The organism is Cellulomonas sp. P4_D11 (assembly GCF_056401915.1).
Genome location: NZ_JBFUIK010000004.1, coordinates 148,242 through 163,976 on the forward strand (window position 1 = coordinate 148,242; position 15,735 = coordinate 163,976).

The window sequence follows — 15,735 nt, forward strand, 5'->3', positions numbered from 1 at the left end:
CCGCATGCGGTCATCCGCTCCAGAGTTCCGGCCAGGTGCACACCCGCCGCGCTCGCCGGGTCGGCCCCCTCGAGCCAGACGAGGGTGACCGGCGCTCTAGTCCCCATCACGGATCTCGCTCGGCGGGACGACTGCGACGCGGTCCACAGACCGGCGGCCCAAGTGGAGCGAGAGGAATATCGCGATGAGCAGGAACGGGACCAGGTGGCGCAGGGCGGATCCGTAGTCCGGTTCGAAGAGCGCCTGCGTCACGAGGATCGCGACCAGCAGCGCGGCACTCCGGCGCAGGGACTGGTCGGCGACGAAGGCACCTGATCGAAGGCCGGAGTGCAGCAGGTTGCCGATGAGCACCCAGATCGAGAGCAGTCCGACGGCGACGAACACGTGGTAGACGGAGCCGAGCAGAAGGAGCGGCAGCGGGACGACGAGGACGCCGAGGGTCACCACCAGGTTGAGGCTCTCCAGGAGGAACCCTCCGCCGTGGACGAACACCGGGATCTGGGTGAGGGCGTCCCCGCGGTCTCCCCGGTTGTCATTAATCCCCGCGCGCAGCACGCTCACGGGTGCGCCGTTGACCAGGGCGTACGCGAATCCGAGGACGACCACCATGGCGACCGCGCTCAGCGCCAGGGCAAGCAGCGACCGCAGGTGCTTCAGCAGCACGACGAAGACGATGACGACCGCCGCGACGACCAGCCAGTAGGTGCGAAAGAAGCTGCCGTAGATCACCGCCAGCGCTACCAGGGCCGCGGTGCCGCCGCGGGGACGGCGCCAGAGCACGGCCACGGCGACGACGCCGACGACGAACACGTCCTTGGAGTACACGCCCAGGTAGACGGCACCCAGCACGATCGACACCGCGAAGAGGTACGGCGTGCTCCGGCTGGGCGTGAGCGCCGCGAGCCTGACCCGCATCGCGACGGCGACGGCGACGAAGCTGCCGAACCCGAGAACGGCCGCGAGCGCGGGACGGTCGGCCAGACCGAGCGTCCGGTAGACGGTGGCGACGGGGGTGAACGAGCGGTCCTCGTAGGCGAGGGATCCCTGCGCCATCGCCTGGATCTTGTCCGAGTCGTACGAGAACTTGTCCGGCAGGATCGAGTCGCGCAGCAGCACGATCACCGTGCCGAGGGCCACCGACAAGAGCATCGCGAGGTCGGTGGCGACCCAACGCCCGCGGCGGACCCGGTCGACATCTGCCAGGACGCCGTCAGCCGGCACGGACGTCAGGCTCATGCGACCCGGCGCAAAGACGGGACGAGATCGTCGTACACGGCCCGGGCACGGGCCGCGAGCGAGGTCCGGTTCATCGTCGAGACCACGGCCGAGCCCTCGGCCACGGATCTCCGGCGCGCGGCCGCGTCGTCGAGGAGCATCGCGACGCGGGTCGCGAGGGCACGGTCGGGGACGACCGCCAGCCCGGACCCCTCGAACGCAGGGATGTCGCGAAGGACCATCGGCACGTGCCGCGCGGCCGCGTCGAGGACGCTCAGGGGGAAGCCTTCGTATCGCGCGGTATGCAGGTAGACGGACGTGTGATCGAGCTCCTCCTGGAGCGCCGTCGGCGCGAGCCACCCTGTGACCCGGATGCCCACGTCCTCGAGCTGCTCGCGGGATCCCCGGTCACCGTCTCCGATCCAGACGAAGTTCGCGTCCACACCGGCAGAGCGGCACTCCCGGGCCACAGCCACGAACCGGTCGGGCCCCTTCTGCGGGCTTATACGTCCGGCGGTCGCCACCTGCCGCGTGGTGGCGTCGTGGTCGTCGTCGGTCAGCTCCACCACCGGGGCGTTCGGGAGCAGCGTCGCGCGGGTCCCGGGTCGGAGCGCCCGGGCGAGCCGGAGCTCTGACTCACTCACCGCCGCGACGACGGACGTTCGCCGCGCGAGCATCGACTCGGCCGCCCGATAGAAGCCGCGCCGCCAGGACGGCAGGGCGTCGTCGGCGAACTTGTAGCAGTGCGGCTGGTAGACGACGGGCACCTCGGGGGCAATTAACCGGGTGTACACGCCGGCCCAGGACGAGTGCGCGTGCACGACGTCCGGTCGGAGGGCGTGGATCTGCTCGCGAGTGGCCCGCAACCTGGACCGGAACCCCTCGGGCAGCCGGGACGTCGAGGACCAGGGCGGCGCGGCACCGGGTGTCGAGCCACCCGCGTGCAGGAGGTGGTGCTCGATCTCCGGAGTGACGGCGACGAGGGTGTCGACCGCCCGGCCGACCCCGCCCTCGTAGCACTCGACCACGTGGAGAACCCGCATCAGTAGGCACCCCGTCCGGCCACGACGGCGCGGGCGGTGCGCGCCATGATCACCAGGTCGCCGAACAGGGTCCAGTTCTCGACGTAGTAGACGTCCTTGCGCATCGACTCGTCCGCGCTCAGCTCGGAGCGCCCCGACACCTGCCAGAGGCCCGTGAGCCCCGGCTTGACCAGCAGCCTTCGATGAGCTGCTCTGTCGTACAGCGCGACCTCGCTGTCCACCTGCGGGCGCGGCCCGACCAGGCTCATCTGGCCCTTGAGCACGTTGAAGAGCTGCGGAAGCTCGTCCAAGGAGTACCGCCGCAGGACGTGCCCGACCCGGGTGACGCGGGGGTCGTCGCGGCGCTTGTAGAAGAGGCCCGCCCGTCCCTCGGCCATCACCTCGTCGAACAGGAGCGAAGCCTCCGGCACCATCGTGCGGAACTTCAACATCCCGAAGTCCTTGCCGTCGCGTCCGATGCGCTGCTGCTTGAAGATGATGGGCCCGGGACTGCTGAACCGGACCGCGATCGCCACCGCGACGAGCAACGGGCTGAGCGCGATCGTGAGAACCAGTGCGCCGAGCCAGTCGGCCACCAGCTTCACGACGTACTTGGGGCCGGTGAAGCGCGGGGCGTCCACCTGCATGAGCGGCAGACCCGCGACCGGCGTCACGTGGACCCGAGGGCCGGCGATATCGGTGAGCGCTCCACCGAGGAGCAGGTCAGCGCCGGTCGCCTCGAGGTCCCAGCCGAGCTGCCGCACCACCGCGGCGGTCAGCTCGTCCGACCCCGTGACGGCCACGGCCTGCGCGCCGACCGAACCTGCGCTCTGCGCGGCGTGCGTCAGATCTCCGATGACGGGGACGCCGAGCACCGTGTCGCCCTGGCCCGCCTCGCCGCCGGGGATACAGACTCCCACCACGCCGAGCCCCGCCGCCGCGTCGCCGTCCAGCTCGCGAATGAGCACCTCCGCCTGGCGTCGGTGCCCGATGACCAGGACGGGGGTCAGGCACCGGCCGCTCGCTCGCTGCAGCCTCAACCAGCGGCGCGCACAGAGGCGTTCTGCGAGCAGGAGCGCGAGGCCGAGCGGGAACGCGATGGCAAGAAATGCTCGTCCCACCTCCATCTTGGCCAGGTAGGCGACGATGGCCACGACGGCGAAGAGGCGCCACGTCGCGCCGAAGACGGCGGAGAACTCCCCCGATCCCACACCCAGCAGTCGGCGATCCCACGCGTGCGACCCCGCGAGCGCGAGGTACCACGCCGCCACGATCACCAGAGATACCACGACGTAGCTCGGTGAGAAGTCGCCCCACACAGCCGGGGCGCCGTCGGTGGTGTCGAACCGGGCTACATATGCCACTGCGACGGCGATCCCGATGGCCGCACCGTCCGCCCACCGAAGCCTGCGCACGTACCGATCGACCCACGACCTGCTCTCGGCGGGCCGACGCAGCTGCGCCGGCCTGGTCGTGCTGACGATCCCCACCATGGCGGCCCCCGAGCGCTTAGCGTTCCCCCGACTGCAAGCGGCTTCGGGCCCAGGCTAACCAGGACCGGGCGATTCCGACATCCCGCGCGTCATGGCAGCAACCACGCGAGTCACCCCCGCCATGAGAGCATGACTCGACCAGACGGGGGATGGTCGGGTTCGGCCACCGAGGGCGGGAGCTGACCGCGTGGAACTGCACGAATACCTTGCGATCCTGCGGAAGCGCTGGGGCGTCGTCGCGCTGGTCACCGGCATCGGCATCGTCGGTGCAGTGCTCGTCACACTCGCAGCGACCCCGATGTACACCGCGACGGCCAAGACGTTCGTGTCGGTGCAGTCCGGGGACTCCGTCGGCGACCTGGTGCAGGGATCGACCTACTCGCAGGGTCAGGTCCGTTCGTACGCACAGCTGGCGACGATGCCGGCGGTCCTCGACCCCGTCATCGAGGACCTCGGGCTGGACGTCAGCGCGGGACGCCTCGCGCACAGCGTCTCCGCGACCGTCCCGCAGAACACGGTCATCATCGAGATCGCAGCGACGGACGCCGACCCCGAGCGAGCGAGTGCCGTGGCCAACGGCGTCGCCGAGCACCTCTCGTCCGCCGTCGCGGACCTCGCGCCGCCGCGGGCCGACGGCACCGACCCCGTCCGCATCTCGACGGTCGCTCGGGCAGGCGTCCCGCAGGTCCCGAGCGCGCCCAACCGTCCGATCAACCTCGCGGTCGGAGTGATCGTCGGCCTGGCGCTCGGCATCGTCGCCGCGATCGGGCTCGACCTGTTGGACACCAAGGTGCGTACCGAGGACGACGTCCGCGCGGTGACCAGGTCGGCCGTGATCGGCTCCATCCCGCTCGACGCCGACGCGGAGCAGCATCCGCTGATCGTCCAGTCCAGCCCGCACAGCGCCCGTTCCGAGGCGTTCCGTCGGCTCCGGACGAACCTGCAGTTCCTCGATGTCGGCAACCGACCTCGTGCGATCGTCCTGGTCTCGGCGCTCCCGGCCGAGGGAAAGTCGACGACCGCGATCAACCTGGCCATCACGCTCGCCGACGCCGGATCGCGGGTCGTTCTGATCGACGCCGATCTACGGCGCCCGAGCGTCGCCCGCTATCTCGGCCTCGAGGGCTCGGTCGGACTCACCACGCTCCTCATCGGCCAGGCGCGTCTCGACGACGTCGTCCAGCCCTGGGGCAACGGGAACCTCGACGTGCTGCCCTCCGGGCAGATCCCGCCGAACCCGAGCGAGCTCCTCGGGTCGCAGGTGATGTCGACGCTGCTCAAGGAGCTGACCGAGGCGTACGACTGGGTGCTCATCGACACCGCTCCGCTTCTCCCTGTCACGGACGGCGCCGTCCTCGCCAAGCTGGCGGGTGGCGCGCTCCTCGTCGTCGGTGCGGGCGCAGTGCACAAGCAGGAGCTGCAGAGCGCCATCGGCTCGCTCGAGTCTGTCGGCGCCAGCACCCTCGGCGTGGTCGTGAACCGCCTCGGTCGCCGGCCCGGAGAGCAGTACCCCTACTACCAGTACGGCGGCCCGCCGACGCCGGACCAGGCCGACGGCACAGGGCCAGGCCGAGCTGGCCACGCGGTCACGACCCCGCGTCGTCACGCCCGGGAAGCCGCTGCCCAGGCGGGCGGCTCCTGGCCCGGGGCTCGGATGTCCGACGAGGTCTGACCTCACCCGTACACGGTCGTGCGGCGCCCTCCCGGTAGGAGGACGCCGCACGCGCCCGTCTGGCGCCGAGCTGTGTCAGGCGGCGTCAGTGCTGGAGTTCCGACGCCGAACGAGGACGACCGTTCCGGCACCGACCGCGAGCAGCGCGCCCGCGCCCAGGGCGATCGGGAGCACGTCGGTGCCCGTGGAGCTGAGGCCGGCGGCGCCGGTGGCCGCAGGTGCGACCGCCGTAACCGTCTGCGTCGCGAGCGTGTTGCCCGCCTGGTCCGTGACCGCGACCGTGTAGGTCCCGGCGGCGTTGAGCGTGATCGTGCCCGTCGCCACCCCGTTGGCACCGACGGTCTTGGTGACCGACTTGGTGCCCGCGACGGTGATCGCGGAGTCCGGAGTCGCCGGGTTCGCGGAGGTGACGATGATGATGATGATGGTGCCCGGAGGCAGCCCGGTGCAGGTGATGGTGAAGGACTGCCCCACCGGGGTCGTCGTCACGCTCAGCGTGCAGGTGAACGTCGGCTGCGGATACGGACTTGAGGCCGCCGAGGCCGCGGTGACCGCAACCGGAGCTAGCGCAAGAGCGGCGGCCAGAGCCCCCGTGGTGAGCGTGCGCGTGACGAACTTCATTGGCAATCCCCCAGATCGTCCGTGCCAAAAGAGCCGGTTCGTCCATGCCAGATCACTCACGATAGCGACGAATCGCCACACCGCCCACCCCTGGCGACGGGGCCCGGCCCGAGCGCGGTTGGCGTCGTGCGGAGCACCGGCGGACCGACGAGGTCTGGACCTGTGACCAGTTCGAACGTCAATTTCGTGGAGTCGCCCGGCTTCAGGATCACGGTGCGCCCCGCCACCGCGAGGCCGTCGTGGGCCTGCGACGACAGCCCCGGAACGCCGTCGCTCGCGGTGTGCGACGCGATCCATCCGCCGCTCGGTGCGTAGACCAGCACGTTCGTCCAGATCTCACCGGGCGGCAGGATTCCGAGCGGAGCTCCGACCAGGTACCCGGGCAGCTCCGCCGCGTCGGCGGGCGCGGTCGAGTGCAAGGTGACGTCGAGCGTGAGCTCCTGCGAGCCGTCCGGCCGACAGGACGCCTGCTGGAGGGTGATCGTCGGCTCCAGGTAGTAGCCGATCTTCGCGCCACCGGAGTCCTCGAGAAAGACGCCGACCACGGGAGACGCACCCTGCCGGCCGGCGAGCTCGCCGCTGAGCACCGTGCCGGACAGCAGCGCCTGCTGTTCCGGGTCGGCCGACCACGCGAGCATCCGGCCCTCTCGCGCTGCCTGGGCGAAGGCGTCCACGAGCTTGGCGGGGTTGGCGTCGCCCGTCATCACGGCGTCGAACACGGCGTGCGTGGCCGACCCGAAGAACTCGTCCTGCACCCCGTTGTCGTCCGAGTCCAAGTAGACCTGGTTCATCAGCCGCTGCTCGGCGTTGTCGGCGGTGAGCTCCGACCCGTCGGCAAGGTCGACCGGCCCGAGCACGCCCAGCACGAGCGCAAGTGTCCCGGGATCGACCGACAGCACGCCGTCGAGCTGCGTCGGACCGACCGAGCGGCTCCAGAGGGCCGTCGCCAGCTGCGCGCTGCGTGGGAAGTCCGGCGTGAACGTCACGTCGAGCATCGTCTGGCCGAGGTTGTCGCCGAACAGCGAGCGCTCCTCAGCCGTCAGTGGGATCACCGGCTCGGACAGCCCACCGAGGTGGTTGCCCGCGCGCTGGTCGATGATGCTGATCCGCCCGTCGTCGGTCCGCACCAGCAGGACCGAACCGGGGATGCCTCCCGTCGCACGCTGCTCCGCGTTGTTCTGTACCAGCACGAGGAACTGCCGTGGACCGTCCACGCCGAGCATCGCGGGCAGCAGCTGCACCGCGCGCGACGCCGTCGCCGTGGTCATCGCCACCCCCGCCACCTGGTCACGGAGCTGTTCGACAGGCTCGGCGACGACGCGCAGCAGGTCCGAGGTGTCCACGCGCCGAAGGCGTGCGGAGGCGGCTGCGACCGACGCGTCGGCGTTGACCACCTGAGGCGCGACGTCCCGCAGCAGCTCGGGGTCGATCCGCCCGTCGACCGGCGCGAGCGTGGAGGGGTCGAGCACCTGCGTCGCCTCGACGAGTGAGGGCAGAGCGTGGGTCGCGAGGTCGTCGACCACGGCCGTCACGGTCTGCAGGGCGCGCGTGTTGGGGCCTACCCACGGCAGCACGCCGACGAGCGACCACTGTGGACCGCTCGTCGCCTCGCGCGCCGCGCTCGCGTGCTCCTGCAGGTCGGCCACGACGGCGTCGACATCCTGCCCGTCGCCGGAGGACACCCGGGTTCGTAACGTGTCGACGGCGGTCGCCGACGCCTGGAGCTCGTCGCGGGCAGTGAACGAACCCAGGGCCACCCAGATGCCGACAGCCGCCACGACCGCGACCAGCCCGGCGACCCCGAGCACCGTGAACCGGATCGCGCGACTGCGCCTCGCTCGCCGTAGCGCGGCTTCGCGATGGTCTAGCTCGCTCGAGCGGGCGGGTGGTCGGTCCGGGAGCGCGACGGCGGACCAGTCGTTCCCCCAGCCCGGATGCGTCATCACGTCCCCCACGTCGCGCGACCCTGTCCGGCGATGTTATCCGGACGATCCAGGCACCGCCGGTGCGTGCTGGCTCTCCGCAGGTACCCCGTCGCGCGCCCAGAGGGGGTGAGATGTGTGCGCCGATGGGGTTACTGGATGCGCGTTTCTGCGGCTCCGGGCCCCAAGATGGTGCCCGTGAACCCCTCCGACCTGGCCGAGCCGCTGCGCGTCCTCGTCGTCTGCACCGGCAACATCTGTCGGTCGCCGGCGGCCGAGCGGCTGCTCGCTGCCGGTCTGGGGGCGGCGTACCGCGGTCGTGACGGCGGCGGTCTGGCGCCGGCGATCGAGGTCTCGTCGGCCGGTACCGGGGCGATGGCCGGCTGGCCGATGCCCGACGAGATGGCCGCGCTGGTCGCGGCGCAGGGTGTCGACCCAGGCGGGTTCGAGGCGCGACAGCTGACGCCCGGCATGGTGCAGCAGGCCGACCTGGTGCTGGCGCTGACCCGGCGTCACCGCTCGGCGATCGTCGAGCTGGTGCCGGCAGCCGTGCGGCGCACGTTCACGCTGCGCGAGCTGGCGCGGCTGGTCGGCGACATCGACCCCGCCACGCTGCCCGGCGCCAACGCGACGACGGCGGACCGACTGCGCGCGCTGGTCCCCCTCGCGGCGACCCGGCGCGGGCTCACGGCCCACAAGCCCGTCGACGACGACGTCGTCGACCCGTACCGCGGCGGCGCGGCGCTCTACCAGAAGTCGTTCGACCAGCTGCTGCCCGCCGTCGAGGCGATCGTCGCGGCCGTCCGGCGTTAGCACGACGCAGACAGACGACAGAGGCCGGGTCCCGCACGGGGGCCCGGCCTCTGTCGCGTCGGCTAGATGCCGAACGCGGACTTGATGGGGCCGATGAGGAAGTACAGGACGAACATCGCCGACGCGATCCACATGAAGGTGTGGATCTCCCGGATCTTGCCCACCGCCAGCTTGATGACGACGAACGTGATGATGCCCGCGCCGATGCCCGCGGTGATCGAGTACGTGAACGGCATCAGGATGATCGTGAGGAACGCCGGGATGGCGAGCTCCCAGTTCTTCCAGTCGATGCCGGTGATCTGCGTGACCATGAGGAAGCCGACGACGACGAGCGCGGGGGTGGCCGCCTCGAACGGGACCATGGAGACCAGCGGCGACAGGAACGTGGCCAGCAGGAACGCGATGCCGGTCACCACGGAGGCCAGGCCGGTGCGCGCGCCGTCGCCGACGCCCGCGGCGGACTCGATGTAGCTGGTGTTGGACGAGACGCTGCCCGCGCCACCGGCCGCGGCGGCGATCGAGTCGACCACCAGGATCTGCGTGGTCTTCGGCGGGTTGCCCTCCTTGTCCAGCAGCCCGGCCTCGCTCCCGACGGCGACCATGGTGCCCATCGAGTCGAAGAAGTCCGCGAGCAGCAGCGAGAAGACGAGCAGGATGACGGCGACCAGGCCGATCGCCTCGATCGACCCGAACAGCGAGAACTGCCCCACGAGCGAGAAGTCCGGCGTCGCGACGATGCCGCCCGAGGGCCAGTGCGGGACATCGAGCGCCCAGCCGGCCGGGTTGACCACGGCGCCGGTCTCGTCGGTCTTGCTGCCGATGTCGCCGACGAGCTCGACGATGAACGCCAGCACCGTCGCCGTGACGATCGCGATGAGGATGGCGCCGCGCACCTTGCGGACCATGAGCACGATGGCCGTCATCAGGCCGACGACGAAGACGAGCAGGGGCCAGCTGCCCAGTGAGCCGGCGATGCCGAGCTCGACGGGGGTCGCCATGCTCGCCGGGATGCGCACGAACCCGGCGTCGACCAGGCCGATGAAGGCGATGAACAGGCCGATGCCGACGCTGATGGCGGTCTTGAGTTCGCGCGGGACCGCCCGGAACACCGCGACCCGGAAGCCGGTGAGCACCAGGACCAGGATGATCAGGCCCTCGAGCACCACGAGGCCCATCGCGTTCTGCCAGGACATGTCCGGCAGGGCGGCGATGGAGTAGGCGACGACGGCGTTGAGGCCCAGGCCTGCCGCCAGCGCGAGCGGGAAGTTGGCGACGACGCCCATGAGGATGGTCATCACGCCGGCGACCAGCGCGGTCGTCGCGGCCACGGCTGCGAGGTTCGGGACGTCACCGCCGCCGAGGAACGGACCGTTGCCGGCGTCGGAGCGGACGGTGCCGATGATCAGCGGGTTGAGCACGATGATGTAGCTCATCGTGAAGAAGGTCACCAGACCGCCGCGGATCTCGGTGCCGATGGTCGAACCGCGCTCCGAGACCTTGAAGTAGCGGTCGACGACGTTGGTGGGGGGCGCAGGACGGGGCTTCTGCGCGGTGGAGGTCGATGCCATGCGCGCAGTGTGGCAGAACTGTGTCACCAGGAAATTACGGCCGCGACGGCTCGTCACCAACGTCACACGATCGGGGTGCCGGCCCGTCGGGAGCCGCGGCTAGGCTCGCCGCGTGCCGTCGCTGATCGACAAGCTCTTCCACCCGACCAAGACCCCGCCACCGCCGGTGGACGTGGACCTCGGCCGCGTGATGCTCGTCGGCACCGGCGTCTGGGTCGTGGCGTTCGTCGTCGCCGCCGTGCTCGCGCTCACCGGCGAGGCGTCGTGGATGCCCGCGTGGGTGTGCGCGACCGGGGCGGCCTTCGGGCTGCTGGGCATCGCCTGGGCCCGACGGAACACGGCGCGCCGGGCCGCGGCCGCGGGCTGAGCGCTCAGCCCAGGAAGATCTGCGCACACAGCAACCCGCGGGGGCCGGTCGCGCAGCCGACGCCGATCTGCGTGTACGCGTCGCCGAGGATGTTGGCGCGGTGCCCGTCGGACCCCATCCAGCCCGCCACCACGGCCAGCGCCGTCGGGTAGCCGAGCGCGAGGTTCTCCCCGACCGTCCGGGCTGCGCACGCGGCCAGGATCGGCTCCAGCGGGTCGTGCTCGAAGCGGTCCTCCGCGGCGAGCGTCGCCGTGCGGGTCGCCGCCTGCTCGGTCGCGCACGGCGAGACCGCGAGGGGCGGCAGGCCCGCGGTCGCGCGTTCCGCGTTGGTGCGGGTGACGATCTCGTCGACCATCGTGGGCGGCGACGGCGGCGCCGCCTCGACGGGCGGGGCGTCGGGGGGCGACGACGGAGCCGGGGCGGGGGCGGCGGCCGTCGGGCTCACCGGCGCGGCCGTGGCGGACGGTGCGCGGGTGCCGGACCGGCCCGCGGGGTCGTCGGCCCGCAGCGCCCGCTCGGCGTCCGACGACGTCGCCGTGATGTCGACGCTCGGGCTCAGCGCGATCGGGACCGCCACGAGGGCGAGCGTGCACGCCGCCACCAGCGCCAGCCTGCGCGGCCAGCGACGCCGGGGCTCACGACGAACCCGCAGGTCCCGGCGCTGCCGGCGACCCCCGGGCGTCGGCGCCACGGGCGGGAAGGGATGCACCCGGGGGACGCTATCGGGTTCCTGACGGAACGGACACTCACTCGCCCCGGGCGACATCCAGGGCGATCTCGTCGGCCCGGTCGGGGGCCGTCAGCAGCGCCTCGACCGCGTAGCGGAGCTCCCACCGGCCCGCGGCCTGCGCCAGCCCTGCCGCCAGTCCGGCAAGGTGCACCGCGTGGACCACCCCGTCGTCGTCGACCCACCACTCGACGGGCGCGCCGTCGACCAGCAGGTCGTCGTGCTGGACCCACGTGGTCGGCGCGTCCGGAAGGAGGGCGCGCACGCCGGCCGGGACGTCGTCGACCTCGCCGTCGTCGTCGACGTCGCCCTCCGCCAGGTCGGCCGCGAACGGGAGGTCCAGCAGCCGGGCCGTGACGTCGGTGCCCGGGACCAGAGCCGCCACGTCGGTCCGCTGGTGCCACATCGGGTGCTCGGCCACCGCTGCGTCCTCGGCGTGCACGACCGCGACGCGGCCGGGTCCGACGAGGGCGGGCAGGCGCTCGGGCGGTTCGTCGGGGGCCATCGCCCGCCACACCGCGGCGGCGAGCGCGGGCTCGACCGCGACGCCGATCGGTCCCCACGAGTCGAGCAGCTGGGTCCAGCCGGGGCCGTCGAGCTCGTCCAGGGTGGCGACGCCGCCGAGCGCGCGCTGCACCGGGACGTCGAGGTCGGCGACGACGTCCGGCGCCGCGGGCAGCAGCGCGGCCAGGGTGTCGCCGACCGCGAACGGCCGGCCGAGCCCGAGCCCCGACTGCTCGCGGAGCCACCAGGACGTGTAGGACGGGGCACCGGCGGCCGACTCGCCCCGGACCGGGTCGACGAGCGCCCGGTGGAGGGCCGGCTCGCCCGCGATGCGCGCGAGGACCCGCGGCCACGCGTCCGGGTCGACGGCATCGAGGTCCGCGACCGCCACGGCCTCCCCCACGTACGCGCCCGCGCCCAGGCGCTCCGAGAGGTGCGCCAGGTAGTCGTCCCAGCCGTCGAGCGACTGGGCCGCGAGCGTCGCGGAGTCGGTCGCGCCGTCCCGCAGCGAGGCCGGATCGGCGAGGACGTCGGCGACGTGCACGAGGACCAGGTCCGCGCGGACACCGATGGCGGTCAGGGCGTCGCGACCCCACCGGTCCACGGTCTCGATGGACACCGTCGACAGCACGCGGTCGTCCAGGAGGGACGCGGCCACCGAGCCCGGCAGGACCAGGCTGTCGGCGGGCGTGCGTTCGCCGTCGGCGGCCGGCAGGGGCAGGAGCCCTAGCCAAGGCAGGGCCTCGCGCGGCAGACGGTCGCCGTCGACCGCGTGCACCAGGGCGAGGACCGCGTCGACGACCTCGTCGGTCTCGGCGTCGTCGTCGGCGAGCTCCAGGACCGCCTGGCGCACCGTGTCCTGCAGGAGGAGGCCGACGGCGTCGGGAGCCTGCGCGCCGAGGCGCTCGAGGACGGGGTGCGCCCCGGCCGGGTCCACCACGCGCAGCCCCCAGCGGCCGAGGGTCTCGAGGGTTCGCTCTCCCAGCCGCTCAGCGAGCTCGGGCGCCAGCACGACCGTCCCGCGCGCGCCGCGGACCACCCGGCCGTCGGCCAGCGGGACCGGGACCGCTCCGAGGGCCTCGCGGGACTGCGGGTCGTCGGCCAGCAGCTCGAGCGCGTCGTACAGCTCCGCCCACCCGCCGTCGCTCACGGCGGGCAAGTCCTCGACGACGTCCGCCAGCGACCGGATCTCGACGCCGAGCGCCCGCGCCTGGGACTCGCGGCCGTCGGGGAGCACCACGAGCGCCGTGACCCTCCGCCCCAAGGCCGCCAGCGCCGTGGCGTCGTGCACCGACGACCGGGCGAGGGCCACGGCCTGGGTCGGGACGACGAGGGGGTCGGCGTCGTCGGGGGCCGCCCGGTGCAGCAGCGGCGTGCGGGTCAGGCGTTCGACGATCCGGGTGCGGAGGGCGGCGTCGAGCGCGCCCGCCGCCAGGCCCGTGGGGACCAGGGCGAGGGCATCGCGGCCGGCCGCCGCGCGGCCGTGGGCCAGGCGCGCGTAGACGTCGGCCGCGTGGTCGAGGACGGCGTCGGTCAGCGGTCCCTGCGCGACGTGCCGGCGGGAGGGGTCGAGGGGGAAGGTCGCGACGAGCAGCGCGGGGACGCTGCACGGCTCGTCGGTGGGCGTCGGGGCGTGCACCACCTGCTCGGTCCGGGGCAGCTGCGCGCCGCCGCGCGGCAGGGCCCACGTGACCCGCCACGCGCGGGCGGCTCGCTCCTCGACGGGGCGGTCGGCCATGAGCGCCAGCGGCAGCTCGCCCTCGCCGGTCGCGACCGTCCAGCGGTCCGCGACGTCCACGAGGCGCCGGACCGGACCCGTCTCGTCGTCGACCAGGATCTCGACCAGGCCCGGCAGCGCGAGCAGGAGGGGGTCGCCGACGTCGTGCAGGAGCGAGCGGACCTCGTCGGCGGCGACCTCGTCGCGCAGCTCGAGGACCACCGCGGTGTCGTAGCCGGTGGGCGGGCTGCCCTCGGCCGGCAGGGGCAGGCGCAGGGCCGGCAGGGAGCCGTCGCGGCGGCGGACCTCGTCGGCGAGGCCCGGGTTGTCGAGCGCCGCCTCGGTCAGGAGCTCGGCCGCGTCGGCGGCGCTGAACCGGACGCCGCCGCTGGTGGACAGGACGGAGACCTCGTCGGCGACGGACCGCACCGCGGCGAACCCGACGCCGAACCGGCCGACCGCGCGTCGCGACGCCGCCCCGTCCCGCTTGGCCGACGCCCGCATCGACGCCAGCGACGCGACGCCCTCGGCATCGAGCGGGGCGCCGGTGTTCGCGGCCACGAGCACCGTGCGGCCGGCGTCCGTGCGGGCCAGTCGGAGCAGCAGCCGCCCCGGGACGCCCGCCAGCGTGGCCGCGTCGGCGGCGTTCTGCGCGAGCTCGACGATCACGCGGTCGCGGTAGTAGCCGCGGGCGTGGTCCTCCTCCGTGTTCGCGTCCTCGCGCAGGCGCGCGGGAGACGATCGCCACGCCCCCAGGACGGCCGCGCGCAGGGCGGCCGTGCCGAAGGCGTCGGCGGTCACGGCTCCGGGTCGGGCTCCGCGGGCGGCTCGTCCGCGGAGTCGGGGGCGGGGGTTGCGTCGGGGGTGTCGTCGGTCTCGACGGCCGCGTCGGCGACGAGCTCCGTCGTGTCGGCGGGCGTCGCGGTGTCGTCGGCCGCCGCGGTCTCGTCGACCGTGACGTCGTGGGCGACCGTGACGTCGTCGGCGTCCGTGACTTCGTCGGCGTCCGTGTCCTCGTCGGTCACTGCGACCTCGTCGACGGGTGCCTCGGCGTCCTCGGGCAGCGCGACCTCGTCGGTCGTCGCGGGCTCGTCGGCGAAGCTCGTCGCGTCGTCGGCAACGGGCGTCGCCTCGTCGGCAACGGGCATCGCGTCGTCGGCAACGGTCGTCGCATCGTCGGCAACGGGCGTCGCGTCGTCGACAACGGTGGTCGCGTCGTCGGCAACGGCTGTCGCGTCATCGGCAACGGGCGTCGCGTCGTCGGCGACCGCGGTCTCGGCCACGACCGCCTCGACCGCAGCGGTGTGCGCGGGCTCTGCAGCCTCCTGGGCGGGGGCCGACGGGGTGAGGTTGACCAGCTCGAGGCTGAGCTCGTCGATGAGGGGGTCGACGTCGGGCCAATCGGTCGGAGGCGCCTCCGCGTCGGTCTCCGAGTGAGCGCCGCAGCCGTGGTCGACGCTCACGACGGTGCCGTCGTCGGGCGACCACTGGTTCGCGCAGACGCCGAAGACGGTGCCGAGCGACCCCTGCAGGGGGACCAGGAAGCCGCAGCTGCCGCACGCGGCGGCCGATGCGAGCGAACCGGCGCTCGTCGGGCCGTGCGGGCCGCGGTACCAGCGCTCGGCGGCCTCGTCGCGACCCTCGGGCGAGAGCACCCGGACGCGGGCGAGGGCGAGCTCGTCGATCGCGACGTCGTCGAGCTCGGGGTCCCCGGTCGGGGTCCAGCCCGGCTCGAGGCGCGGGTCGTCGGCCTTGAACGGCAGCACGTCGCCGGGGCCGATGTCGCCCGGGCGGATGCGCTCGGACCACGGCAGCCAGGCTCGGCCGAGGACCGCGTCCGGGCCGGGCAGCAGCTCGGCCTCGCAGACGGTCGCGGTCCGGCCGCGCGGGACGCGGGCGACGGTGACCGTCCACTCCCAGCCGCGGTAGCCGCGGGCGGCCGATGCGAACCGGTGGGAGACCAGGCGCTCGCCCTCGACGACGAGGCCGAGGTACTCACCGACGTCGGCCGGGTCCTCGGCGAGGTCGATCGCGACCTCACGAGCGAGGTCGACGGCCGATCCGAGGACCGCGTCCTTGGTTGCTGCAGGCATG

The 15,735-nt window shown here is 73.0% G+C and carries 12 protein-coding genes; 3 read left to right on the top strand and 9 right to left on the bottom strand.

Features of this window, described 5'->3' with window-relative positions; translation table 11 throughout:
• Positions 1 to 96: 96 nt before the first annotated feature.
• The 3 genes from AC1DT4_RS04245 to AC1DT4_RS04255 are packed head-to-tail and all read right to left on the bottom strand — an operon-like array spanning position 97 to position 3,652.
• Positions 97 to 1,236 (bottom strand): hypothetical protein, encoded by a 1,140-nt coding sequence (locus AC1DT4_RS04245; RefSeq protein ID WP_477088519.1) that lies wholly within the window; start codon positions 1,234 to 1,236, stop codon positions 97 to 99.
• Positions 1,233 to 2,258, bottom strand: a complete 1,026-nt coding sequence (locus AC1DT4_RS04250; protein WP_477088520.1) for a glycosyltransferase family 4 protein — start codon at positions 2,256 to 2,258, stop codon at positions 1,233 to 1,235. The genes AC1DT4_RS04245 and AC1DT4_RS04250 overlap by 4 nt, the downstream gene beginning before the upstream one ends.
• Positions 2,258 to 3,652 (bottom strand): sugar transferase, encoded by a 1,395-nt coding sequence (locus tag AC1DT4_RS04255; protein WP_477088521.1) that lies wholly within the window; start codon positions 3,650 to 3,652, stop codon positions 2,258 to 2,260. The genes AC1DT4_RS04250 and AC1DT4_RS04255 overlap by 1 nt, the downstream gene beginning before the upstream one ends.
• Before the next feature lie 265 nt (positions 3,653 to 3,917).
• Between AC1DT4_RS04255 and AC1DT4_RS04260 the strand changes: the two genes are divergently transcribed.
• Positions 3,918 to 5,402: a tyrosine-protein kinase domain-containing protein gene (locus AC1DT4_RS04260; RefSeq protein WP_477088522.1), complete on the top strand. Its 1,485-nt coding sequence runs from the start codon at positions 3,918 to 3,920 to the stop codon at positions 5,400 to 5,402.
• A 75-nt stretch (positions 5,403 to 5,477) separates the two neighbouring features.
• On the opposite strand, the gene AC1DT4_RS04265 is transcribed toward AC1DT4_RS04260, so the two are convergent.
• Positions 5,478 to 6,023: a peptidase gene (locus AC1DT4_RS04265; RefSeq protein WP_477088523.1), complete on the bottom strand. Its 546-nt coding sequence runs from the start codon at positions 6,021 to 6,023 to the stop codon at positions 5,478 to 5,480.
• 56 nt (positions 6,024 to 6,079) lie between these two features.
• The gene (locus tag AC1DT4_RS04270; protein ID WP_477088524.1) at positions 6,080 to 7,831 is read right to left on the bottom strand and encodes a DUF4012 domain-containing protein; all 1,752 of its coding nucleotides are present in this window, start codon (positions 7,829 to 7,831) and stop codon (positions 6,080 to 6,082) included.
• A 303-nt stretch (positions 7,832 to 8,134) separates the two neighbouring features.
• Here AC1DT4_RS04270 and AC1DT4_RS04275 point away from each other — a divergent pair, with 303 nt between their 5' ends.
• On the top strand, positions 8,135 to 8,758 hold the full coding sequence (locus AC1DT4_RS04275) for an arsenate reductase/protein-tyrosine-phosphatase family protein (RefSeq protein WP_477088547.1): 624 nt from the start codon (positions 8,135 to 8,137) through the stop codon (positions 8,756 to 8,758).
• Between the two features lie 62 nt (positions 8,759 to 8,820).
• Here the strand turns inward: AC1DT4_RS04275 and AC1DT4_RS04280 are convergent, their stop codons facing one another.
• The gene (locus AC1DT4_RS04280) at positions 8,821 to 10,326 is read right to left on the bottom strand and encodes an NCS2 family permease (protein WP_477088525.1); all 1,506 of its coding nucleotides are present in this window, start codon (positions 10,324 to 10,326) and stop codon (positions 8,821 to 8,823) included.
• Positions 10,327 to 10,438: 112 nt separating this feature from the next.
• On the opposite strand from AC1DT4_RS04280, the gene AC1DT4_RS04285 reads away from it, so the two are divergent.
• Positions 10,439 to 10,693, top strand: a complete 255-nt coding sequence (locus tag AC1DT4_RS04285) for a DUF2530 domain-containing protein (RefSeq protein WP_477088526.1) — start codon at positions 10,439 to 10,441, stop codon at positions 10,691 to 10,693.
• A 4-nt stretch (positions 10,694 to 10,697) separates the two neighbouring features.
• On the opposite strand, the gene AC1DT4_RS04290 is transcribed toward AC1DT4_RS04285, so the two are convergent.
• The 3 genes from AC1DT4_RS04290 to AC1DT4_RS04300 are packed head-to-tail and all read right to left on the bottom strand — an operon-like array spanning position 10,698 to position 15,734.
• Complete coding sequence (locus AC1DT4_RS04290; RefSeq protein WP_477088527.1) at positions 10,698 to 11,402, bottom strand: CAP domain-containing protein; 705 nt, start codon at positions 11,400 to 11,402, stop codon at positions 10,698 to 10,700.
• Positions 11,403 to 11,439: 37 nt separating this feature from the next.
• Positions 11,440 to 14,442, bottom strand: coding sequence for a sacsin N-terminal ATP-binding-like domain-containing protein (locus AC1DT4_RS04295; RefSeq protein WP_477088528.1), 3,003 nt, complete (start codon positions 14,440 to 14,442; stop codon positions 11,440 to 11,442).
• A complete protein-coding gene (locus AC1DT4_RS04300) occupies positions 14,439 to 15,734 on the bottom strand; it encodes a DUF3027 domain-containing protein (RefSeq protein WP_477088529.1) in 1,296 nt (431 codons plus the stop codon). Before AC1DT4_RS04300 ends, AC1DT4_RS04295 begins: the two co-directional genes overlap by 4 nt.
• Position 15,735: the final 1 nt, after the last annotated feature.